General features: G+C 65.5%; 22 protein-coding genes. 15 read left to right on the top strand and 7 right to left on the bottom strand.

Annotated elements, in window-relative coordinates:
* The 5 genes from F7Q96_RS24345 to F7Q96_RS24365 all read left to right on the top strand — a co-directional run.
* Nucleotides 1-911: type II secretion system F family protein (locus tag F7Q96_RS24345; RefSeq protein WP_409364733.1), on the top strand; the 911-nt coding region annotated here is incomplete at its 5' end.
* Between the two features lie 281 nt (nucleotides 912-1,192).
* Nucleotides 1,193-1,939, top strand: a complete 747-nt coding sequence (locus F7Q96_RS24350; RefSeq protein ID WP_158507279.1) for a tetratricopeptide repeat protein — start codon at nucleotides 1,193-1,195, stop codon at nucleotides 1,937-1,939.
* A 54-nt stretch (nucleotides 1,940-1,993) separates the two neighbouring features.
* Complete coding sequence (locus F7Q96_RS24355) at nucleotides 1,994-2,359, top strand: DUF3613 domain-containing protein (RefSeq protein ID WP_082371692.1); 366 nt, start codon at nucleotides 1,994-1,996, stop codon at nucleotides 2,357-2,359.
* Between the two features lie 5 nt (nucleotides 2,360-2,364).
* The gene (locus F7Q96_RS24360; RefSeq protein WP_082371854.1) at nucleotides 2,365-4,062 is read left to right on the top strand and encodes a TadG family pilus assembly protein; all 1,698 of its coding nucleotides are present in this window, start codon (nucleotides 2,365-2,367) and stop codon (nucleotides 4,060-4,062) included.
* 58 nt (nucleotides 4,063-4,120) lie between these two features.
* Entirely contained in the window at nucleotides 4,121-5,491 is a 1,371-nt protein-coding gene (locus F7Q96_RS24365; RefSeq protein WP_053823567.1) for a sigma 54-interacting transcriptional regulator, read from the top strand.
* Between the two features lie 68 nt (nucleotides 5,492-5,559).
* Here the strand turns inward: F7Q96_RS24365 and F7Q96_RS24370 are convergent, their stop codons facing one another.
* Nucleotides 5,560-5,910 (bottom strand): helix-turn-helix domain-containing protein, encoded by a 351-nt coding sequence (locus F7Q96_RS24370; protein WP_082371693.1) that lies wholly within the window; start codon nucleotides 5,908-5,910, stop codon nucleotides 5,560-5,562.
* Between the two features lie 21 nt (nucleotides 5,911-5,931).
* The gene (locus tag F7Q96_RS24375; RefSeq protein WP_315904145.1) at nucleotides 5,932-6,327 is read right to left on the bottom strand and encodes a hypothetical protein; all 396 of its coding nucleotides are present in this window, start codon (nucleotides 6,325-6,327) and stop codon (nucleotides 5,932-5,934) included.
* 235 nt (nucleotides 6,328-6,562) lie between these two features.
* Between F7Q96_RS24375 and F7Q96_RS24380 the strand changes: the two genes are divergently transcribed.
* The gene (locus F7Q96_RS24380) at nucleotides 6,563-6,826 is read left to right on the top strand and encodes a helix-turn-helix domain-containing protein (RefSeq protein WP_053823569.1); all 264 of its coding nucleotides are present in this window, start codon (nucleotides 6,563-6,565) and stop codon (nucleotides 6,824-6,826) included.
* Entirely contained in the window at nucleotides 6,826-8,178 is a 1,353-nt protein-coding gene (locus F7Q96_RS24385; protein WP_409364651.1) for a type II toxin-antitoxin system HipA family toxin, read from the top strand. The genes F7Q96_RS24380 and F7Q96_RS24385 overlap by 1 nt, the downstream gene beginning before the upstream one ends.
* 3 nt (nucleotides 8,179-8,181) lie before the next feature.
* Here F7Q96_RS24385 and F7Q96_RS24390 read toward each other — a convergent pair whose 3' ends face one another.
* On the bottom strand, nucleotides 8,182-9,117 hold the full coding sequence (locus F7Q96_RS24390) for a LysR family transcriptional regulator (RefSeq protein ID WP_053823570.1): 936 nt from the start codon (nucleotides 9,115-9,117) through the stop codon (nucleotides 8,182-8,184).
* Between the two features lie 152 nt (nucleotides 9,118-9,269).
* Here F7Q96_RS24390 and F7Q96_RS24395 point away from each other — a divergent pair, with 152 nt between their 5' ends.
* The 4 genes from F7Q96_RS24395 (at nucleotide 9,270) to F7Q96_RS24410 (ending at nucleotide 14,681) form a co-directional block, all read left to right on the top strand.
* On the top strand, nucleotides 9,270-10,790 hold the full coding sequence (locus tag F7Q96_RS24395) for a CoA-acylating methylmalonate-semialdehyde dehydrogenase (protein ID WP_151023430.1): 1,521 nt from the start codon (nucleotides 9,270-9,272) through the stop codon (nucleotides 10,788-10,790).
* Between the two features lie 283 nt (nucleotides 10,791-11,073).
* Nucleotides 11,074-12,060 carry a Bug family tripartite tricarboxylate transporter substrate binding protein gene (locus F7Q96_RS24400; RefSeq protein WP_053823571.1) on the top strand — a complete coding sequence of 329 codons (987 nt, stop codon included), beginning with the start codon at nucleotides 11,074-11,076 and terminating at the stop codon, nucleotides 12,058-12,060.
* 6 nt (nucleotides 12,061-12,066) lie between these two features.
* Nucleotides 12,067-13,242, top strand: coding sequence for a CaiB/BaiF CoA transferase family protein (locus tag F7Q96_RS24405; protein ID WP_211923523.1), 1,176 nt, complete (start codon nucleotides 12,067-12,069; stop codon nucleotides 13,240-13,242).
* 260 nt (nucleotides 13,243-13,502) lie between these two features.
* Nucleotides 13,503-14,681: an MFS transporter gene (locus F7Q96_RS24410; protein ID WP_053823572.1), complete on the top strand. Its 1,179-nt coding sequence runs from the start codon at nucleotides 13,503-13,505 to the stop codon at nucleotides 14,679-14,681.
* A 24-nt stretch (nucleotides 14,682-14,705) separates the two neighbouring features.
* On the opposite strand, the gene F7Q96_RS24415 is transcribed toward F7Q96_RS24410, so the two are convergent.
* Genes F7Q96_RS24415 through F7Q96_RS24425 form a run of 3 tightly spaced genes read right to left on the bottom strand, consistent with a single transcriptional unit; the run spans nucleotide 14,706 to nucleotide 16,712 of the window.
* Nucleotides 14,706-15,212 (bottom strand): 2,4'-dihydroxyacetophenone dioxygenase family protein, encoded by a 507-nt coding sequence (locus F7Q96_RS24415; RefSeq protein ID WP_006575367.1) that lies wholly within the window; start codon nucleotides 15,210-15,212, stop codon nucleotides 14,706-14,708.
* Nucleotides 15,213-15,255: 43 nt separating this feature from the next.
* Nucleotides 15,256-15,690, bottom strand: a complete 435-nt coding sequence (locus F7Q96_RS24420; protein WP_053823573.1) for an ester cyclase — start codon at nucleotides 15,688-15,690, stop codon at nucleotides 15,256-15,258.
* Nucleotides 15,691-15,749: 59 nt separating this feature from the next.
* Nucleotides 15,750-16,712 (bottom strand): Bug family tripartite tricarboxylate transporter substrate binding protein, encoded by a 963-nt coding sequence (locus F7Q96_RS24425; RefSeq protein WP_053823574.1) that lies wholly within the window; start codon nucleotides 16,710-16,712, stop codon nucleotides 15,750-15,752.
* A 201-nt stretch (nucleotides 16,713-16,913) separates the two neighbouring features.
* Between F7Q96_RS24425 and F7Q96_RS24430 the strand changes: the two genes are divergently transcribed.
* From F7Q96_RS24430 to F7Q96_RS24445, 4 genes are all read left to right on the top strand, one after another.
* Nucleotides 16,914-17,453: a VOC family protein gene (locus tag F7Q96_RS24430; RefSeq protein ID WP_053823575.1), complete on the top strand. Its 540-nt coding sequence runs from the start codon at nucleotides 16,914-16,916 to the stop codon at nucleotides 17,451-17,453.
* Nucleotides 17,450-18,226: an SDR family NAD(P)-dependent oxidoreductase gene (locus F7Q96_RS24435; protein WP_151023432.1), complete on the top strand. Its 777-nt coding sequence runs from the start codon at nucleotides 17,450-17,452 to the stop codon at nucleotides 18,224-18,226. Before F7Q96_RS24430 ends, F7Q96_RS24435 begins: the two co-directional genes overlap by 4 nt.
* Before the next feature lie 95 nt (nucleotides 18,227-18,321).
* Nucleotides 18,322-19,398 (top strand): LacI family DNA-binding transcriptional regulator, encoded by a 1,077-nt coding sequence (locus tag F7Q96_RS24440; protein ID WP_053823576.1) that lies wholly within the window; start codon nucleotides 18,322-18,324, stop codon nucleotides 19,396-19,398.
* A gap of 98 nt (nucleotides 19,399-19,496) precedes the next feature.
* The gene (locus F7Q96_RS24445) at nucleotides 19,497-20,390 is read left to right on the top strand and encodes a LysR family transcriptional regulator (RefSeq protein ID WP_053824560.1); all 894 of its coding nucleotides are present in this window, start codon (nucleotides 19,497-19,499) and stop codon (nucleotides 20,388-20,390) included.
* 42 nt (nucleotides 20,391-20,432) lie between these two features.
* On the opposite strand, the gene F7Q96_RS24450 is transcribed toward F7Q96_RS24445, so the two are convergent.
* Complete coding sequence (locus tag F7Q96_RS24450; RefSeq protein WP_053823577.1) at nucleotides 20,433-20,891, bottom strand: PaaI family thioesterase; 459 nt, start codon at nucleotides 20,889-20,891, stop codon at nucleotides 20,433-20,435.
* Between the last annotated feature and the right edge of the window lie 104 nt (nucleotides 20,892-20,995).

Genomic DNA, 20,995 nt, shown 5'->3' on the forward strand with positions numbered 1-20,995 from the left:
CCGCCTCGGCCGGCGCGGCGCCCATCGCCGGGCGCCAGGCCGGCGGCAACGTCGCGGCTACCGCCGGCGCCGTGTCGGCGGCCGCGACGGCGCCTGGCGCTGCCGCGGGAGCCGGCCCTAACGGTGCGCGGGCGCGTATTGGCGCCCAGCTCGGCGGCCGCTTCGACGAACGCTGGCTCGCCAGTCCGCTCGGCAAGGCGATCGTCGGCCCCGAGGAGATCCGCCTGCTGGAACAGTGCGGCTGGTATGGCCCGAAGGCGCGCGCCATGTTCGGCGGGTTGCGTCTTTGCGTGCCGTTGCTGATCGCCGCGGTGCTGATGCTGTGGCGGCTGCCGGAATCGCTGCAGGGCGCGGTGTTTACCGCGTTCGGCGGCTTTGCGGTGTCGTTTCTGGCGTTCAAGTCGGTGTTGCGTCGACGCGCCGCCAGCCGGATGCGCCAGCTCGACGATGAACTGCCGGTATTGGTCGACATGCTGCGGCTGCTGCAAGGCGTTGGCATGTCGATCGACCAGAGCCTGCAACTGATCGTCACGGAGTTCGGCAGCATGCTGCCGGTGCTGGGGCCCGAACTGAAGCGCGCCAACGATCAATTCGCGTCCGGCCGCTCGCGCGAGCAGACGCTGCAACGGATCGGCAAGCTGTTCGAGAGCGAGGACCTGCGCAGTCTGATCATGCTGCTGAACCAGGTCGACCGCTTCGGCGGCGCGGTGCAGGAGCCGCTGAAGCTGTTCGGCCTGCGGCTGCAGGAGGCGCGCAAGATGCGCCTGAAGGAGAAGGTCGGCCGCCTGACCGTCAAGATGACCGGCGTGATGGTGGTCAGCCTGCTGCCAGTGCTGCTGATCGTGACCGCGGGGCCGGGGTTCCTCGGCGTGATTCGGATGCTGGCGAAGTTTGCTGGAGATGTGCAATGAAGGGCTTTAACCAACGAATCCGCTCGGCAGCTGGTTTTCTCCCCTCTCCCGCTCGCGGGAGAGGAGCGGGGGAAGAGGGCAAGGGCGCGCGTCATGCCGGCAGCGTTCGTGATGCGGCCGCCGTTCCCTCTGCCCCGACCGCTCTCCCGCAGGCGGGAGAAGGCAGTGCCCGGCAGCCAAGGCCGGCTGCAACGCGCTGGCGCCCGACGCTGGCCGCAGTCACCGTCGCCAGCGCCGGCTGGCTGGCAGCCGGTTGCGCCACCAGCGATCCGGCGGCGCTGATGAGCAAGCAGGCCGATGCGCAGATCGCGCTGTCCAGGCTGCAGGACAAGCAGGCGCAGGAGCAGTACGACGATCGCGCGGTGTACCGCGGCCTGATCGAGCGGATGCAGCAGCAAGGGCTGTACTACGCCTCGCTCGCGCACCTCGATGCCTACCAGCAGCGCTTCGGCGATAGCGCGGACGTGGCGATGCTGCGCGCCGATGCGCTGCGTGAAACCGAGCAGGACGAAGCCGCCGCCATCGCTTACCGCAACCTGCTGGGCAGCAGCCATGCGGCCCGGGCCTATCACGGCCTCGGTCTGCTGGCAGGCCGCAGCGGCGATTTCGGCGAAGCGGTGACCCAGCTGGAGGCATCGCTGTCGCGCGATCCGACCAATGCGCTGGTGGCCAGCGACCTTGGCTATGCGCTGATGCGCGCGGGCCAGTTGCAGCAGGCCCGCGTGCCGGTGATGCAGGCCTTGCAGCTCGATGGCGCCAATCCCCGCATCGTCAGCAACGCCGTGGTTTGGATGCTGGCGACCCGCCAGCGCGAGCAGGCGACGGCGTTGATGGAGCGCGCGTCGATGTCGGCATCGACCCGCAAGGCGATCGCGCAGGAGGCGGACCGCATCGCACGCGAGGCGGCGCGGCAGGAGCGTGCGGCCGCGCGTACCAACGGCACGCGTCCCAAGCCCCATCGCATCGCGCTGACGACCGCCGCGCAGCCCGGCCAGGCTGCGGCAACGAACCCGACCAGCGCGCCATGACAAGCGCTGACGATCCGCGCTCGATAGCCAGCGGAACAGCAACAGGAGAAGGGCATGAACTTCATTAGACCGTCGCGCCTATTGCGCATCGCCAGTACGGGCGCGATCGCCTTGTGCGCCGCGAGCTGGATGCCGGTTGCCGGCGCGCAGACCACCGCCTCGCCCAGCACGGATGCGGGTGCGCCCACACAGGTCCAGAACCCCGCGAACGGCGCGATCGGTACCGACACGCGCAGCCTGCTGGCGATCCAGCGCGACGGCAGCCAGGCCGGCGCCACGCTGCAGATGCCGGGCGCGCAGGCCGCGCTTGCGCATGCCCGTTATCTGAAGAGCTTCGAGCATCCGATTCCCGAGCGTTTCGTCGGGCAGTCGAGCGGCGGCGGCAATGTCAGCCTGCTTGGATTGACGCCCTCGAAGTAATGACGATGGCTCGGCGTAGCTGGACACACCGGACACGCGCGCAATCGCGCGGCGCGGTCAGCATCCTGATGGTGGTGTTGCTGGCCACCATCGGCATGGCCGCGCTGGTGTCCATCGACGTCGGACATGTCTTCTATCGGCAGCGGCAATTGCAGTCGGTTGCCGACATGGCGGCGCTGGCGGCTGCCCAGCAATTGCGGCGGGCCGATACCAACGCGGTGATGACCGAACGCGCGCTGGCGGCAGCGCAGGCCTCCGGGACCCAGAATGGCTTCAGCGGCGCGGCGCGCGAAGACTGCGGCACCAGCCCCGGCGGGGAAGACGGTATGACCGTGTGCGCCGGCGTCTGGGACCCGAACGATGCGACTGCCGCTGCCGGCGGCCGCCATTTCCGTGGCGGCTACGATCCGACCCGCATGTCGCCAAATGCCGTGCGGGTTGTCGTCTCGCAGACCGTGCCGATCCTGGTCGGGCTGCCGGGCGGGGAAGGGCGGCGCCTGCGGGCCGAGGCGATCGGCAATGCCAGTCCGCCGGTGGCGGCGTTCTCGGTCGGCAGCGGACTGCTGAATTTCGAATCGTCGAGGAGCGCGCTGGCGCTGTTGCTCGGCAATACCATCAGCCTGTCGGCATCGGATTGGCAGGGGCTGGTCAATACGACCGTCACGCTCGACCAGTTGCGATTGAAGGCCGGTGTCGGCACGGTCGACGAATTGCTGAACGCCGGGCTGTCGTTGTCGCAGTTTTACGCACTGGTGCTTGGCGCAGCGAACAAGGAGTCGCTGCTCAACGCGATGCTGGGCGGAATGCCGGCGATCATCGATGCGAGGGCGCTGGCGGCGGGGCTCAACGTCGGACGCGTACTCGACCTCGGCGTGCTCGCGCCAGCCATGTCGTCGGCGGCGGACGTTGGGCTGAATGTGGCGGAGTTGTTGATGCTCGCGGCGCAGGTGGCGAACAGGGGCGCAGCGGTTGATCTGGCTGGCGCGGTGCCTCTACTGCCAGGCTCGCAACTGGCGCTGCGGATCGTCGAGCCGCCGCGCATGGCGGTAGGGCCAGTGCGTCGGTCCACGACCGATCCAATGGGATGGGAGACCACAGCACGCACGTCGCAGGTGGATCTTGGCATCAAGCTTCAATTGGGGGCGGAGGCCGAGGGCGAATCCGAACTGCTGAACTTGCCGCTTCGCGTGGAGCTCGCGACAGCGCGAACGGCGCTGACCGGCTTGCGGTGTTCAGCGGCGCGAGCGGATCGGCGGGCCACGCTCAATACCGTTACCACCGCGGCGAAGGTCTGTTTGGCCAGTGAGGATTTGGCTCAGTGCGCCGAATCCGATGTCGTGTTGGTGAACGCGCTGATATTGAAGGTAATCGCGAGTCCAAAACAGCAGACCGTTTCCGGGACGAGCATGACATCGACGCTAGCCCCTGGTGAGCAAACCTCGACCACATCCCCTGGGCAGCTGGCAGCCCTGGTCGAAGCCCTCGCCCGCAATCTCGATGTAAAGGTCAGAGTGAATCTGATCCTCACTACCCTCAACCTGGACCTGAAGCTTGGCGGCATCGTCAGCGCCCTGAGCTCCGTGATATTCAGCGTACTCGGCCCCACCCTCGACGGCCTGCTCGCCGCCCTCGGCATCCAGTTAAGCAACGCAGACCTCTGGGTTCACGACGTCGATTGCGACAACACCAGACTCGTCTATTGACCCGCGAGAACCGCGACATGAATACGACCAGCCGCCGTGCGGCCATTGCAGTATCGCCATGAAAACAGACCGCTGGGCCTACGAAAATCTCGAAGTCTACGTATGGGAGGGCAAATACGAATTTGCCGACCGCGTAGCCCGCTTTCTCGCGCCGCTCGGCGCCGAAGTGATCCGCGCCGGCGGGCTCGAAGGCCTGCCGACCGAGCCGCGCCTGAAACTGTCGGTCGCGATCATCAGCGTGTCGGTGATCGGCGCCGCCAAGTTCACCGCGCTCGATTGGGAAGCGGTGCACGGCATGCCCGTGATCTGGGTAGCCGCGCCGACGAGGGACAACGACCCCGGCCGCTTCCCGCCGGAATACGCGCACATCCTGTCCGACGATTTCACCGGCGCCGACCTGCGCGCCCAGCTTGGCAAGCTGCTGCCGCAACTGCTGGCGGCCAGCGAGGTGCAGCCGGACATCGCCGAACTGGTGGCCGGCTCGCCGGCGATGCAGCAGTTGATGTCGCATGTCGATACCTATGCGGACTTCGACAGCAACGTGATGCTCTATGGCGAGACCGGCGCGGGCAAGGAACGCATTGCAAGGCTGTTCCACGAGCGGCATAGCGTGTACGGCAAGGGGCCGTTCGTTGCCGTCAACTGCGGCGCGATTCCCGACGGGTTGTTCGAATCGCAGTTCTTTGGCCACGCCAAGGGCGCGTTCACCGGCGCGATGTACGCGCATCGCGGTTACTTCGAACAGGCCAACGGCGGCACGCTGTTCCTCGACGAAATCGCCGATCTGCCGCTGTTCCAGCAGGTCAAGCTGCTGCGCGTGCTGGAAGAGAACGTCGTCACGCGGCTTGGCTCGACGCTGCCGGTCAAGCTCAATTTCCGCCTCGTTGCGGCCACCAACAAGGATCTGCGCGAGGCGGTCGGGCAGGGCAAGTTCCGCGCGGATCTGTATTTCCGGCTGGCCGTGATCGAACTGCGGATTCCGAGCCTGGAGGAGCGCGGCCCTGCCGACAAGGTCGGGCTGCTCGAGGCCTTCCTGCGGCAGATTCTCGGCCGGTCAGGCTACGACGCGTTGCCGCCGATGCCGGACTGGCTCAAGGGCGCGGTCGGTACCGCCTATTTCGCCGGCAACGTCCGCGAGCTGCGCAACCTGGCTGAGCGCGTCGCGATCGTGGTCCAGCACGACGGATTGTGGGACCAGGATCGCATCCGCCCGTTGTTCCGCGCGCTGCGCCCGGGCGCGTTCGAGGGCAACGACCGCGGCGTCGACTGGCGCACCGAGGTCGAGGAACGCCGTCGCATCATCGCCGCCCTCGATGCCAATGGCTGGCGCCGCCAGGACACCGCCGCCAGCCTTGGCATCAGCCGCAAGGTGCTGTGGGAGAAGATGCGCAAGTTCCAGATTGCCGATAACGAAGCGGAGCCGGCCTGACGAAGTGAGCTGCGGCCTGCGTCGCCGCGCCGCCAAATTCCGCAGCACTTCGCGGCCTTGGCGAACCCCTAGCGGTTTCGCTTCGCCGCCTCCTGCTCGAGCAATTGCCGCAACTCCGCCCGGATCGTCCGCAGCAGCATCACGCGTTCTTCCGGCGTGGGGTCGCGCAGAAAGGTGTACGCGTGCAGCGTCAGCGGATGCAGCTCAAGGACGCTGGCGATCTGCGCCACCTTGTCCAGCGTCGGACTCTTCTGCCCGCGCTCCAGGCTGCTGACATAGGTGCGGCTCGACACGGTGCCGAACGCGCCCTGCGACAGGCCTCTGGCAGTGCGCGCCGCCCGCAGCGCCGCACCGAAGTGCAAACGCAACCTCGTCTTTTCCGGGTTCAGGGGGACGTCTGAGTCTGAGCCTTGCTGCATCTTCAATCACTGTCATGACATTCATCGTGCACCCGCCGTCGGCTCGCGCACGGTGAGGCCGCCGCCGAAGGCGAAACCCTGTCCGAAGGGCAGGGCCGGTTGCGCGGGCGCCTGCCGCGGGCGGGAGGCCGTGTCGGCAACCCGGTGGCCTTCTGCCGATGAACCGGACAGGATCTGCCGAATGCGCGCCAGATACCGCTCGCCGACAGCCCGATTGGTCCGGGCCGCTTCCATGCGGAAGGCGCTGCGTGCCGGCGGACGGATGTCCAGCGCACGACAGACTTCGGACACATAGGGCTTCGATTCGCCGTTCAGGCGCCTGGCAGCCAGCCGCACCGCGTCGTCACCGACCTGTTGGCGCAGCCACCGAAGGACGAGACGGTCGTATTCGTTCTGAATCCGGATCAGGTCTTCCATGGGCACTCCCGAAACTGTATGTTTGTACAGGTACTGTAAGAATATACAGTATCGGCGGGGATGCAAGAAAAATGTTGTGAAGCGCTCCCCCGTGGGGCTTTGGCCCCGTTTTTACTTGGGATACGTTGTATCCTTGTTTTACTCGGAATATCGAGTATCCTCGAAATACAAAAAATTTCGAGTAATTTAGAAATACAACGTATCTCTTGTAAATCGCAAACCGCCAGAGGGATGTATGAGCAACTTCACCGTCCGCACCGCCGAGCAACTGCCGCAACTGCTCCAGGCCTTCCGCAAGGAGATGGGCCTGACCCAGGCCGAGGCGGCATTGCGCATGGGGGTCAGCCAGCAGACCCTGTCCGCGCTGGAACGCAATCCGGCGCGGGTCAGCGTCGACAAGCTGATGCGCCTGCTCAGCGTCCTCGGCGTCGAGCTCGTGCTGCACAAGCCCACTGCGCAGTCGCGTAGCACTGCCTCCTCGAGTCCGCAGGTCTGGTGATCATGGGACGGCGATCGCATACCCGTACGTTGACGCTTTGGATGAACGGCGCGTTCGTCGGCACCTGGCACTTCAGTCCACGTGCCGGCGATGTGCTGCAGTACGCGCCGGAGTGGGTCGCCTCGGACGTCGGGCGGCCCTTGTCCCTGTCGTTGCCCTTTACCCCCGGCAACGCACCGCATCGCGGAGACAAGGTGCGGGCCTACTTCGACAACCTGTTGCCGGATACCCGGGAGATTCGCGAGCGCATCGCGCGGCGGTATCGCACCGGTTCGACCGACGCCTTCGACCTGCTCGCCGAAATCGGCCGCGATTGCGTGGGCGCGCTGCAACTGCTGCCGGACGGCACCGTGCCTGAAGGTGTGCAGCCCGTCGAGGCGGAGCCGTTGACCGAGGCTCAGGTCGCGCAGGTGCTGCGCGGCACGCTGCGATCCGCGCCGCCGGGCTTCATTGACGAGCAGGACGAGTTCCGCATCTCGATCGCCGGCGCCCAGGAAAAGACCGCGCTGTTGTTCTACAACGGCGCCTGGTGCCTGCCACGCGGCCAAACGCCCACCACGCACATCCTGAAGCTGCCGCTTGGCCTGGTCGGCGGGCGGAAGCTGAACATGACCGAATCGGTCGAGAACGAGTGGCTGTGCTCGCTGATCCTGCGCGAGTTCGGCCTGCCGGTCGCGCAGTGCGAACCGGTGCAGTTCGAGGATCTGAAGGCGCTCAGCGTGCAGCGATTCGACCGTATGTGGTGGCAAAGTCCGGACGGCGATCGTCGCCTCGTTCGCCTGCCGCAGGAGGACATGTGCCAGGCCAAGGGCGTGCCGCCGGCGGTCAAGTACGAAGCCGATGGCGGACCCGGCATCGACAGCATCATGGAAACGCTGGCCGGCTCCACGACGCGCGACGAGGACCGCCGCACCTTCTTCCAGGCGCAAGTCCTGTTCTGGATGCTGCGGGCCACCGATGGACACGCAAAGAACTTCAGCCTGTTCCTGCGTCCGGAAGGCCGGTACCAGATGACGCCGCTGTACGACGTGCTCTCGGCATACCCGATCATCGGAGAGGCGCCCGGCAAGCTGTCGCCGTTCCGGGTCAAGATGGCGATGGCCGTTCGAGCGCGCAATGCGCATTACCAGATGCGGGAAATCCAGCGCCGCCATTGGGTCGCCGTCGGCGAGCGACATGGCGTGATCACGCCCGACGGACGCCCCGCTCGGTACGTGGTCGACGATCTGGCCGAACGCGCGCCACGGGTGGCACAGGCGATACGGCAAGCGCTGCCGAACGGCTTTCCCGAACCGCTGGCCGATTGCATTCTCGATGGAATGCTGGCCGAGGCGGCAAAGCTGGCCGGGTAGCGACTATTGCATCCCGAACCCTTCCTTCAGCGCTTCGCGCAGATAGTCCACCAATAGCCGCACCGGCCGCGGCAGCAGGGGACTGTACGGACGGATCGCGTAGATCGCATCGCCAAAGGCCCCCGAAGGCCGCCAACCGGGCAGCACGCGGACCAGCTTGCCCGCATTCAGATCGGCCTGCGCGGTGAAATCCGGCACCAGCGCGATGCCAAGGCCGCCCAGTGCGGCATCGCGCAGCGCCTCGCTGTTGTCCGCCGCGAAATTGCCCCGGATGCCGACGCTTTGCCGGGCGGCACCGCCTCTGACCGGCTCGAAGCTCCAGGTCGGCTGTTCGCCGCGGCGGAAGTAATGCAGGCAGTTGTGCGCGGTCAGGTCGGACGGCGACGCAGGCGTGCCGTGGCGCCGCAAATAGGCGCGCGTGGCAACCAGCACCGTGCCGGTGCGGCACAGCGTCCAGGCGATATGCGTATCCGGTGCGCGAGAGGCGTGGCGTACCGCCAGGTCGAATCCCTCCCGCGCCAGCGAGGCGAAGCTGTCCGACAGTTCCAGCTCGACGCGGATCTGCGGATACATCGCCAGAAATGGCGGCAGCCTGGGCACGATCTGCTGGCGGCCCAGCGCGACCGGCGCCGTCATCCGCACCAGCCCGCGCGGCTCGCCGCCCATGTCCTTGACGTCGCCGAAGCTGCGCTCGATCGACTCGAATGGTATGCGCGTCGCGTCCACCAGCCGCTGACCCGCCTCGGTCAGGCGGACGCTGCGCGTGGTGCGCTGCACCAGCGGGATGCCGGCCGCCCGCTCCAGTTCCGCGATGCGCTGGCTCATCGCGCCCTTGCTGATGCCCAGCTGCGTTGCAGCAGCGGTATAGCTGCCGACGTCGCCGAGCACCACCAGCGAGTGCAAGTGCACCCACAGCGATTCGATCTTTTGCTTGTCCATCGGCGGATTGTTTAGTTCATTGAACAGTGAGTCAAGCGTGGCGCTATTGAATGGGCCGGGGAGCGACGCCTACACTGGGCCCATTCCACCGATTCCAGAACTGATTCCGGAACTGAATCCCAGAACTGAATCCCAGAACCAAGGAGCCCGAGATGACCCAAGCGCATGCCTATATCGACCGTGCCGACGTCGGCCACTACATCGGCGGCCAGCGTACGAGCGGCAGCAGCCAGCGCCGGCAGGACGTGTTCAATCCGGCCACCGGCGAAGCCGCGCGCAAGGTTGTGCTCGGTGAAGTGGCCGATGTCGACGCTGCCGTCGCTGCGGCGGCCGCTGCGTTCCCGGCCTGGGCCGACACGCCGCCGATCCGCCGCGCCCGCGTGATGCAGCGCTTCCTGCAGCTGATGAACCAGCATCGCGACACGCTGGCCGCGATCATCACCGCCGAGCACGGCAAGGTCTTCTCCGACGCGCAGGGCGAAGTGATGCGCGGCATCGACGTGATCGAGTTCGCCTGCGGCATTCCGCAACTGCTGAAGGGCGATTACACCGACCAGGTCAGCACCGGCATCGACAACTGGACCATGCGCCAGCCGCTCGGCGTGGTGACCGGCATCACGCCGTTCAACTTCCCGTGCATGGTGCCGTGCTGGATGTTCCCGGTCGCGATCGCCGCCGGCAATACCTTCGTGCTCAAGCCCAGCGAGCGCGATCCGAGCGCAAGCCTGTTCATGGCCGATCTGCTCGCCGAGGCGGGTTTGCCGGCGGGCGTGTTCAACGTTGTGCAGGGCGACAAGGTCGTGGTCGATGCGCTGATCGCGCATCCGGAAGTGAAGGCCGTCAGCTTCGTCGGCTCCACGCCGATCGCGCAGGCAATCAGCGAGCGTGCCGCGCAATTCGGCAAGCGCGTGCAGGCCCTGGGCGGCGCCAAGAACCATCTGGTGGTGATGCCCGATGCCGATCCCGAAATGGCCATCGACGCGCTGATCGGCGCGGCCTATGGCTCGGCCGGCGAGCGCTGCATGGCGGTGTCGGTTGCGGTGCTGGTCGGCGACACCGCCGATCGCCTGATTCCGAAGCTGGCCGAACGCGCCCGCGCGCTGAAGATCGACAACGGCATGAATCCCGAAGCCGAAATGGGTCCGGTGGTCACGCGGCAGGCGCTGGAACGGATCGAAGGCTATATCGGCCTGGGCGTGGAAGAGGGCGCGACCCTGGTGCTCGATGGCCGCAACCATCGCGTGCCGGGCCATGAAGGCGGCTTCTTCACCGGCGCCACGCTGTTCGACAACGTCACGCCGCAGATGCGGATCTATCGCGAGGAAATCTTCGGCCCGGTGCTGGCCTGCGTCCGCGTCAAGGACTTTGCCGAGGCGGTCGAGCTGATCAACGCGCACGAATTCGGCAACGGCGTGGCGTGCTACACCAGCGATGGCGGCGTCGCCCGCGAATTCGCGCGCCGGATCCAGGTGGGCATGGTCGGCATCAATGTGCCGATCCCCGTGCCGATGGCCTGGCACGGCTTCGGCGGCTGGAAGCGCAGCCTGTTTGGCGACACCCACGCCTATGGCGAAGAGGGCGTGCGCTTCTACACCAAGCAGAAGTCCGTGATGCAGCGGTGGCCGCAGAGCATCGGCAAGGGCGCGGAGTTCGCGATGCCGACGGCGAAGTAAGGCGCGCCGCAAGCGGCGACATCCGACGGCGCCGGCGGGGTGAATACCCGCCGGCGCTTTTTTTTGCGCCGAATGCTTCAACGCCGGGACGCTGCCCTTGTTCAAGATAGCGAAACATGCGTGGCATGCATGAAGCCCCCCGCGTTAGTTTGCACGTGCTGTTCCCCGCGCTGGATTGACGTCAACGCCGGAATGTCTCGAACGCGAGAACACCGGCATTCGAGCACGCCGATCCCGCCAGCAGGAAGCACCGCGAATATCGGCAGATAAAGGGAGACAAACCATGAACACGCGCAGGCAATGGCTGGCAGCCATGCTGGCACTGACCGCTTCATCGATGGCTTCACCGATGGCGTTTGCCCAGGACAACGAAGGCTGGCCGAACCGCCCGGTCAAGCTGGTCGTCGCCAGTGCGGCCGGGGGCGGTACGGATACGCTCGCGCGCCTTCTTGCCGAGCAACTCGGCTCGGTGTTCGGCAAGCCCTTCGTGGTCGAGAACAAGCCCGGCGCGAACGGCTTGATTGCCAGCGAAACCGTGTCCGCCGCAAGCCCGGACGGCTACACACTACTGCTTACCTATGCCGGCGCGATGGTCGTCAACCCTGCGCTTTACACGCGCGCGCCCGATCCGCTCAAGCGTTTCGAACCGATTGCGCAGATCGGCAGCTTCGGCAACCTGATGGTGGCCTCGCCCAAGGTGCCGGTCCACAACCTGAAGGAGCTTGTGGCCTATGTCAGGCAGCGCCCGGGCCAACTCAGCTACGGATCGTGGGGCATGGGATCGGGTGGGCATCTGACCATGGAGAGCTTTCTGAAGAAGGCGAATCTCGACATGGTTCACGCGCCGTACAAAGGCACCGCCGCCGTGGCGACGGACGTTCAGAGCGGTCTGTTGCCCGTCGGCTGGGTCGACGTCAGCTCGCAGATCGGCCTCGTCAAAGCCGGCCGGCTGGTGCCGATCGCCGTCAGCGGCTCCAGTCGCTTGCCGCAGTTCCCGAATGTGCCGACCATGGGAGAGCAAGGCTATCCGTTTCCGACCACCAGCTGGTACGGCATGTTCGCGCCGGCGGGCACACCCGGGGCGCTGGTGGAGCGGTTGAACAAGGAGGTGGTGCGCGCCATCGCGACGCCGGCGTTTCGCGACCGCCTGACCGCGCTGAACCTCCCTGTCGCTCCGGCCCTGACGCCGGCGCAGTTCCGGAAAGTGGTCGCCGACGATACGGTGGCATGGCAACGCATTGCACAGGACGCCGGCGTCAAGCCGGAGTGAGAAGGCATGAAATCCAGTAGTTCGTTCGATAAAAGCGGCGTGGATGCGGCCATGTTGGCCGGTCTGCGCGTCGTCGATTTCGGCCAGTTCATCGCAGCGCCGTCGGCGGGACAAGTCCTGGCCGATCTGGGCGCCGATGTGATCAAGGTCGAGCCTCCGGGCGGCGATGCAAGCCGTCGCTCGGGCTGGCAGGCGGATGCCTGTGGCCCCATGTTTTCCGCATATAACCGCGGCAAGCGTTCGATCGTCCTCGATCTGCGCCGCGCGGAGGATCGTCGCGTGGCGATGGATCTGGTGCGCCGCGCCGATGTGGTGCTGCAGAACGCGCGTCCGGGCGTGATGGAGAAGTACGGGCTTGGCGCCGAGCAGCTTCGGGGTGTGCTTCCCCGGCTTGTCTACGGCTCCGTCAACGGCTTCGGCGACAGTGGGCCGGCGGCGGCGCGTCCGGGCCTCGATATCGCCGCGCAGGCCGAAAGCGGAATGATGAGCATGAACGGAGATGCCCACGCCGATCCGACGCGCGTGGGGTTCACGGTTGTCGATGTGCTGGCCGGCCGTACGCTGGCGACGGGCGTGCTCGCCGCGCTGGCGCGCCGTGGCATCACCGGACAAGGCGCCCACGTCAAGGTGTCGCTGATCGACGTGGCAGCCGATGCGCTGAGCCAGCAATGGGCCGAGTACCAGTTGCTCGACGCGGCGCCGTCACGCTGCGGCAATGGCCAGCCGACGATGGCGCCGGCGGCGGATGTGGTACCGACTGCCGACGGCAGAATCGTGATCTCGGCCTATCTGCAGGACCACTTTGCCCGCTTGTGCGAATGCCTGGGACTGCCGGAACTCGCGCAAGACCCACGCTTTCACGACAACGCCGCGCGCGTGGCGAATCGACCGGCCTTGCTCCGCATGCTTGCCGGCGCGTTGTCGGCGCTGACTACCGAGGAAGCTTGCCGAACGCTCAATGCCGCTGGGGTCGTCTGCGGCGCGGTGCGCGACCTGCGCGATGCCATCCAATACGCGCAGGCCACGACACCGGAACGAGTGATCAGCGTGCCGTCACCCGGCAACCGGACACTGCGCATGCCGGCCTTGCCCATGACGATCGACGACGGAAGGCCGCGCGATGCTGCGCTTCCCGATCTCGGCCAGCACACGGCCGAGATCCTTGCCGAACTGGACCGATAGCGCGAACGCCGATTGGTAACCGGTCCGGGCGCCGCGCATTCATAACAACGTTTTTGTCAGGGTTAATGCCCGCCATTGCCGATGCTGGCAAAATCCGCACCGTGGCCCGTTGGGGCAAGCCATGAACCTGCCGAATTGCTGAATTGCATCGCGCAGGTTTTTTACATCGTAATTTCGTACTGATCGATATAAAAATAACCGGTATAACACCAATGACCAGCGTGTCTACCACACCCTCCTCGACTCGCACGGCGGCGGCCATGCCGTTCGCCGTCTATATCCTCGGACTGACCGTCTTTTGCCTGACCACCTCGGAATTCATGGTGGCCGGCATGATGCCGTCGCTGGCCGCGGCCTTCGGTGTGCCGGTCGAACGCATCGGCTATCTGGTGTCGATCTACGCCGCCGGCATGGTGCTCGGTGGGCCGGTGCTGACCGTGGCACTGGCGCGCGTTCCGCTGCGTCCGGCGTTGCTCGGATTGCTGGCCACGTATATGGTCGGGCAGATCGGCTGCGCGATGGCGGATGATTATCTGGTGATGGCGATCGGCCGTGCGGTGACCGGCATCGCCGCATCCGCGTGCTTCGGCATCGTGCTGTCGATGTGCGCGGAGATGGTGGCGCCGGAGGTGCGCGGGCGCGCTGCGGCGATCGTGATCGGCGGCCTGATGATCGCCACGGTCGCAGGCTTGCCGCTGGCTACGCTGGTCGACCTGCACCTTGGCTGGCGAGCGAGCTTCTGGGTGCTGGTGGTGCTGACCGGCCTTTGTGTGCTGGCGGTGCGTTGGAGGATTCCCGCGACATTGACGACCAGTACCAAGGGCATGCGCAGCGAACTGGCCTCGCTGGCCAATCGCGAGCTGTGGGCCGCCTATACGACCAGCGCGCTGATCATCGGCGCGACCTTTGCCGGCTTCAGCTATTTCGCGCTGGTGCTGACCAAGGTGTCGGGATACTCGCCGTCTTCGATTCCCGCGCTGCTGGGCCTGTATGGCCTGGCGACGGTCATCGGCAACGCAATGATCGGCCGCTTCGCCGATCGGCATACGATGCGCATCCTCTTGTGGGGATTGGTGGTGCTGGCGGCAGCATTGGCATTGTTTGCCGTCTACGCCGATCAGCCGCTGGTTGCCGTCATCGCGATGCTGCTGGTTGGCCTGACGGGCGTATCGCTGAATCCGGCGATGGTCGTGCGCGTGATGCGCGCCGCCCCGCCCGGACCGCTGGTCAATACGATGCATACCGCGGTAATCAATATCGGCCTGATGTCGGGCTCGTGGCTCGGCGGCGTGGGCATCAGCCAGGGCTGGGGGCTGCGGTCGCCGCTGTGGGTCGGCACGGTATTGGCCGTGGCCGGCGTAGTGGCGGTGCTGCCCTATGCGCTGCGGCGATCGCAGGTGTCTGGTGCGGGCTTTCAGGCGGAGTGCGCGAAGGGATAGACTTGCTTCGCGCGTCCGTTTCCATCAATCGCGCGAGAACACCGCGCCCTTGCCAGGCCGGATATAGCGCGGCGTCGGAAGGCCCATCGCCTTCGCGGCATTGAGGATGCCGTCCTCGATCGCCCCGGCGTCGCGCACGCCTTGATATTCGCCGTCCTTGAAAATCACGTTGGCGCCGTAGACCACCATGAATCCTTCCGCTGCCTCCTTGGCGTCCGCCGGAACGGAAAAGGTATGGACCGAGCCGCCGGGCTCATACAGATAGCTGCCGGCGGTCTGGCGATCGTCCGGGTATTCGACGTAGTTCCATTCGCCTTTCGTCGTAAAGAAGTGGACGGTGCCGGTGTGGAAGTGCGGGGGCAGCGTCGTGCCCGGTTCGAACTTGCCGTACAGCACCCAGACGCCGTTCTCGCGGTCGAGGAAGAGCGGAATGATCGTCGAGCCCGGCTCGGAACCGGCGAATTCCACCGCGTCATGGATATTCACCGTCAGCAGGCGGTCTTGATGTGTGACGACCTTGGGCAAGGCCATGATTTGAATCTCCTCTGATGGGGGATGGTTCTGCTGATACCGTTCACAGAAGACCAAGCGCGCGCAACTTGGCATCCGGCGCGGAGTACGGGCGCTCGCAGATGATCTTGTCCGAGCCCGGCGCGAATTCGAACGTGGCGGCAATCCGGATGCGGAAGGTGCGGCCGGTCGGCTCATAGGTCTTGCCATTGGCCTTCAACGGGCCAAGATGCGTGCCCTGCAGCCAGAATTCGACCAGCACGGTATCGCCATCGGCCGCAATGGCAATGATCTCGTTCTTCAGGTCCGGAAAGGGCACCCGCGACGAATCGAAATACCCGCGCACCTCGGCCTCGCCATCGAATACCACCCCACTGCCGTGCATCTCGTAGCGCGGATGCGCGAAGGTATCGATCACGGCGTCCCAATCGTGGACGCACTCCAGCGCCATATGGTCGCGTACGGTCTGGATGCGGGCTTCATTCAAGGTGGAAGACATAGACGATTCTTGTGGTGATGTCATGGAAGGGGAACCGCCCGCGTTTGGGCGGCAATGCATCAGTCGAGCGACATGTGCGCCTGTTTGGCGATCGATTTCCACATCGGGATATCGCGCGCATTGATCGCTTGCTGCTCGGTGCCGGAAACGTATTTGGCCGTAATGCCCAGCGACAGCAGCTTGCTGACGACCTCGGGTTCCTTCAGCGTCTTCTCGAGCACGGTCGACAGCTTGTCGACGATTGGCTTCGGGGTCTTGGCCGGGACATACATCGCCCATGTCAATTCGCGGTCGAAGTCGACGCCTTGCTCCTGGTAGCTGGCCACGTTCGGCAGACTCGGCGATCGCTTGGTGCAGACGGCCAGCGCCTTGACCTTGCCTTCCTTGACGAACGGTGTCGCGGTCACCATGTCGACGAACGCCACGGAGATATGGTTGCCGAGCAGATCGGTGATGATTTGCGAGGTGCCTTTGTAGGGCACGTGCTGCAGCGGGATGCCGGCCTTCTGGCTCAGGATCTCGCCGCAGAAATGTCCGGTCGAGCCCGATCCCCAGCTGGCGTATTGAATGGGCGCCTGCTGTTTGCGGGCCAGCGCCATCAGCTCTTTCAGATTGCTTGCCGGGTACGAATTCGACGCGACCATGACAATCGACGAATTGCCGATGGTCCCCAGGCTCTGGAAATCGCGCACCGGATCGTAGGGCAGCTTCGCGTAGGTCGCGGCCGCCAGCGGATGCGTCGACATGCCGCCGATCATGATCGTGTAGCCGTCCGGCGTCGCCGTCGCCACCGTCTGAGTACCGATCGTGCCGGCCGCGCCAGGCTTGTTCTCGACCACCACCGGTTGCTTCAGCTGCGCGGCAAAGCGCTCGGCCAGGAAGCGGCCCAGCGTATCGCCGCCACCGCCGGCGGAGAAGGGCAGCAGCATGCGGATCGGGCGCTCGGGATAGGCCGCGGGGTCGGCCGCCTGCGCGGTAGCGGCCGCCACGGCGAGCAACGCGGTGGTGAAGAGCTTCTTCATGTCTTGTCTCCAAGTGTTCGCCCGTTCTGCGATGCGGGGTTCGGGGGGGGCGTTTCCGTCCATGTGGAAACGTTTCCATTGCAGTGTCGTTGAGCGTGGTGCGGGCAGCAATCATGGTTAACGCTATGCTGCGCCGAGCCAGCACATCGACTACTGTATCTTTATGGAAACGTTTCCAACATTCGATGACATGGAGGCAAGATGAGCTTGCTGTTCGGAGGCGTATGCCAGATCGGCTACGTCGTGCGGGATATCGAGAAGGCGATGCGGCACTGGAGCGGGGTGCTCGGCGTCGGGCCGTGGTTTTACAAGAAGGAAGTCGGCACGACCGAATTTCGCTACTACGGTGAAGCGTCGGCCTTGCCGGACCTTTCCATCGCACTCGCGAATTCCGGCGGCGTGCAGATCGAGCTGATTCAGCAGCGCAATGATGCGCCGTCGCTCTATCTCGATTCGCTGAGGCACTTCGGCGAAGGCATGCAGCATATCGCGTACTGGACCGACGACCGCTTCGACGAATTCGCCGAGCGGTTGCGTGCAAGCGGCTATGTCGAGGGGCACGGCGGGCGCATGGGCATGCGCGGCCGATTTGCCTATTACGTCCATGCGGACTTGCCGGGCAACATCGTCGAGATTTCGGAAATGTCCGGCGGGAAGGGCGAATACTTTGCGGCGATTGCCGAGGCCGCGAAAGGCTGGGATGGCGCCGATCCAATCCGGCGCATTGGAACTCCGCAATGAGCGCGGCCGAAGGCACGAGGGCGGGCCGGCACGTTGCGGTGGTGACCGGCGCCGCGCGCGGCATCGGGCTCGCGATCGGCAATCGGCTTGCGGCCGACGGATACGCGGTCGCCCTGTGGGATCGCGACCGAGCCTTGTTAGAGGAGGCCGCTCGCACATTGCGCGGCAATGGCGCACGGGTATTGGCGGTGTCAGTCGACATCACCGATCGCCAACAGGTAGACCGGGCATTTGCACAGACGGTCGAAACTCTGGGCATGCCAACAGCATTGGCGAACAATGCCGCCATCCTCGGACGCAGAGGGCCGACGGTGGAGGCGTCCGTCGACGAATGGAAGCTGGTCTTCGACGTCAATGTGTTCGGCGCATTGCAATGCGTGCAGGCGGTGGTGCCTTCGATGGTGAAGGACGGCTGGGGGCGCGTCGTCAACGTGGCGTCGGTCGCTGGCAAGGAGGGCAATCCGTTTGCCGGTGCCTATGCGGCATCGAAGGCCGCATTGATCTCGATGACGAAAAGCCTGGGCAAGGAACTCGCGGAGACCGGCGTACTGGTCAACTGCATCACGCCCAGCGCCGCCGATACCGATATCTTCGGCCAGCACGACGAGAGCCAGCGGGCGCAATTGCAGGCCCGCCTTCTCGAACGCGTGCCCATGAAGCGGTTCGTGCGCGTCGAAGAGGTGGCGGAAATGGCCGCATGGCTGTGTTCGGCGCGATGCAGCTTCAGTACCGGGGCGGTATTCGATATCAGCGGCGGCCGCGCGATGTACTGATCGGCGGGTAGGGCAGGGCCATCGGATCGACGATAATAGCGGCCCCAGGGCCCGCTACGATTACCGCCAGCTCAGACCTTCAAGCCGGACCATCGATGACCAGCCGAACGCGCACCCCCAGCTCCGACACGCCAGCCCGCGTCACGATCCGCGACGTGGCGCGCGCCGCCGGCGTCTCGGTGGGCACGGCATCGCGCGCACTGAACCGCAGCGGACCGGTCAGCGAGGCAGCCCTCCAGGCCGTCGAACGGGCCGCCAAGGCGCTGGCCTATGCGCCCGACCCCATTGCGCAAAGCATGCGCACCGGCACCTCCGGCGTCGTCGGCCTGCTGGTGTCGGATCTGGCCAATCCCCTCTACGCCCGCATCATCACCGCGGTCGAAGCGAGGCTGCAGCGCGAAGGTTATGCGATGGTGGTTGGCAACACGCATAACGACAAGGCGCAGGAAGAACTGATGGTCGACCTGTTCCGCCGCCGCCGCGTCGACGGACTGATCCTCGGCCCCTGCGAAACCGAGCGCCCCGATTACCTCGCCCAAATCTCCCGCGACCTCGCCGTCGTGGCCATGGACCGCGACTTCGGCGCGCAAGGTTCCGGCGTCCACGTCGAACACGCCCGCGCTTCCTACGAAGCGACCCGCTACTTGCTCGACCTCGGACACACCCGCATCGCCCTGATGACATCCGACGGCGCCCTGCGCCCCGGACGCGAACGCATCAGCGGCTATCGCAAGGCGCTGGAGGAGCGCGGCCTGACCGTCGATACCGCCCTCGTGCGCTCCAGGCGCTCGGCGATGGATCTGTCATTCAGCGATGCACTGGCGCTGCTGTCCGCCAAGGACCGCCCGACAGCCTTCATCTGCCTCGGCACCCGGATCCTGTCCGGTGTCCTGCAAGCGATGAAGCAGACGGGGCACCGCATGCCGCAGGATGTCAGCCTGATTTGCGTAGGGGATAGCGATCTGGCACAGCTTTATACGCCGGCGATTACCGCCATCGATTGGGATCTCGAGGCGGTGGGGACGGCGGCGGCGGAGATGTTGTTGCGGGGGATTGGGGGCGGTTCAGGCGCGGACGATGCGAAGGCGGCGGCGGGGCGGGAGATTCGGCTCGGTACGCGGGTGGTTTTGCGGGAATCGTGTGCGCCGCCTGCGCAGGCTGGAAGAACATAGAGGGTTGGCGACAAGTCCCGCTGTGGGCGGGGCTGGGATGTCGCACGCCGACGCGCCAAGCACATCGGCACGTGACACGTTTGGAATGGGAGCGGGACATGGATCGGCTGGCGGCGATGGAGACCTTTGTCGGGGTGATTGAGGCAGGATCGTTCTCGGCGGCCGCACGGCGGCTCAACCTCGGGCAGCCCGCGGTATCCAAGTCGATCGCCCAGCTCGAAGAACGGCTGGGCACTCGATTGCTGTTGCGTTCAACGCGCGGCTTGACACCTACCGATGCAGGTCAGCGCTTCTATGAGCATGCCAAGCGGGCCATCGAAGAAGCAGACGAAGCCGAACAGGCGGCTCGCGATTCCTCAGAAGGGCTGTCGGGCCGCCTGCGGGTTTCGGCGGCGGTCACGTTTGCCCGATTGCATATCCTGCCCGGGTTGAAGACGTTCATGGACCGCCATCCCCAATTGGAAATCGATATCGCACTTGACGACCGCAATATCGATTTGCTCGAAGAGGGCACCGATGTCGCGCTACGCATGGGAATGCTGGACGATTCCTCGATGACGGCGCGGCGCATTGCCCGAAGCCCGCGGCTGGTAGTCGGCACGCCACGGTACTTCGCGCAGGCCGGTGTGCCGCGTACCCCCGCAGACCTGAGCGGGCATCAAGCCATCATCTATTCGCAGCGTGGCGGTGGAGAATCATGGTCCTTCCGGCAGGGCAGCACGGAAGTCGCCGTCGTCGTATCGGGGCGCGTGCGTGTCAGCGCAGCCGAGGGAATCCGTACCGCAGTGCTCGCCGATATGGGACTGGCGGTGGCGTCAAGATGGATGTTTGCTCCGGAAGTGGAACAAGGCGTCGTACAGACGGTGCTGAACGATTGGACCTTGCCGCCGATCGATTTGTGGGCGGTCTTTCCATCCGGAAGAATGGTCACTGCAAAGGCGCGCGCCTTCGTCGCTTTTGTCGAAGAGGCGCTGGCGGGGCAGGTGTCCTGAAGCCGCGGCACGCGCGGCCTGGTACCGTGCGCGATGGGACGATCAGCGTTCGAAAACCAGCAACGTCGAAGTCGCCGAGGCATACAACCGTCCATCGGCGCCGACCAGATCCGCGCGAGAGAACGCGGCACGGCGGCCGAACGACAGCACCTGTCCTTCCGCCCGCAACAGGCCTGAGTCGCGCGTGATGGCCTTGTGATACGACACTTTCAATTCCAGCGTGGTGTAGCCCTGACCCGGCGCGAGCCGCGAGTGCACTGCGCAGCCGCAAGCCGAATCCAGCAAGGTCGCTGCATAGCCGCCGTGGACCGTGCCGATCGGGTTATAGGCATGCTCCCCTGGAATCCCGGCGAACACAGCCCGACCCTCCGACACTTCGACGAAATCGAAGTCCAGCGACACAAGGATGCCCGGCTTCCTGCCCGAGGCGAGCAGCGCCTGCAACTGTGCCAATCCAGTTTGGCCTTCCATGCCTTTGCTTACTTCGTCGATCAGACTCATTACCGCTCCTGGTTTTCCGCAAGCGCGCCGGCGCATGCGAGACGGGGTAGGTGACTTGCATGATGGAAGTCACGAATTTACAATGACTTTCATGATGAAAGCAA

Source organism: Cupriavidus gilardii, from assembly GCF_008801915.1.
In the GTDB taxonomy this organism is placed as follows: Bacteria; Pseudomonadota; Gammaproteobacteria; order Burkholderiales; family Burkholderiaceae; genus Cupriavidus; species Cupriavidus gilardii.

Bases quoted from the DNA above. Each gene is read 5' to 3' on its own strand.
- F7Q96_RS24395 (WP_151023430.1), top strand. From the start codon at position 9,270: ATGACCCAAGCGCATGCCTATATCGACCGTGCCGACGTCGGCCACTAC.
- F7Q96_RS24445 (WP_053824560.1), top strand. From the start codon at position 19,497: ATGGATCGGCTGGCGGCGATGGAGACCTTTGTCGGGGTGATTGAGGCA.
- F7Q96_RS24415 (WP_006575367.1), bottom strand. From the start codon at position 15,212: ATGGCCTTGCCCAAGGTCGTCACACATCAAGACCGCCTGCTGACGGTG.
- F7Q96_RS24380 (WP_053823569.1), top strand. From the start codon at position 6,563: ATGAGCAACTTCACCGTCCGCACCGCCGAGCAACTGCCGCAACTGCTC.
- F7Q96_RS24430 (WP_053823575.1), top strand. From the start codon at position 16,914: ATGAGCTTGCTGTTCGGAGGCGTATGCCAGATCGGCTACGTCGTGCGG.
- F7Q96_RS24410 (WP_053823572.1), top strand. From the start codon at position 13,503: ATGCCGTTCGCCGTCTATATCCTCGGACTGACCGTCTTTTGCCTGACC.
- F7Q96_RS24390 (WP_053823570.1), bottom strand. From the start codon at position 9,117: ATGGACAAGCAAAAGATCGAATCGCTGTGGGTGCACTTGCACTCGCTG.
- F7Q96_RS24440 (WP_053823576.1), top strand. From the start codon at position 18,322: ATGACCAGCCGAACGCGCACCCCCAGCTCCGACACGCCAGCCCGCGTC.
- F7Q96_RS24355 (WP_082371692.1), top strand. From the start codon at position 1,994: ATGAACTTCATTAGACCGTCGCGCCTATTGCGCATCGCCAGTACGGGC.
- F7Q96_RS24420 (WP_053823573.1), bottom strand. From the start codon at position 15,690: ATGTCTTCCACCTTGAATGAAGCCCGCATCCAGACCGTACGCGACCAT.
- F7Q96_RS24425 (WP_053823574.1), bottom strand. From the start codon at position 16,712: ATGAAGAAGCTCTTCACCACCGCGTTGCTCGCCGTGGCGGCCGCTACC.
- F7Q96_RS24405 (WP_211923523.1), top strand. From the start codon at position 12,067: ATGAAATCCAGTAGTTCGTTCGATAAAAGCGGCGTGGATGCGGCCATG.
- F7Q96_RS24400 (WP_053823571.1), top strand. From the start codon at position 11,074: ATGAACACGCGCAGGCAATGGCTGGCAGCCATGCTGGCACTGACCGCT.
- F7Q96_RS24375 (WP_315904145.1), bottom strand. From the start codon at position 6,327: ATGGAAGACCTGATCCGGATTCAGAACGAATACGACCGTCTCGTCCTT.
- F7Q96_RS24360 (WP_082371854.1), top strand. From the start codon at position 2,365: ATGGCTCGGCGTAGCTGGACACACCGGACACGCGCGCAATCGCGCGGC.
- F7Q96_RS24435 (WP_151023432.1), top strand. From the start codon at position 17,450: ATGAGCGCGGCCGAAGGCACGAGGGCGGGCCGGCACGTTGCGGTGGTG.
- F7Q96_RS24365 (WP_053823567.1), top strand. From the start codon at position 4,121: ATGAAAACAGACCGCTGGGCCTACGAAAATCTCGAAGTCTACGTATGG.
- F7Q96_RS24350 (WP_158507279.1), top strand. From the start codon at position 1,193: ATGAGCAAGCAGGCCGATGCGCAGATCGCGCTGTCCAGGCTGCAGGAC.
- F7Q96_RS24450 (WP_053823577.1), bottom strand. From the start codon at position 20,891: ATGAGTCTGATCGACGAAGTAAGCAAAGGCATGGAAGGCCAAACTGGA.
- F7Q96_RS24370 (WP_082371693.1), bottom strand. From the start codon at position 5,910: ATGCAGCAAGGCTCAGACTCAGACGTCCCCCTGAACCCGGAAAAGACG.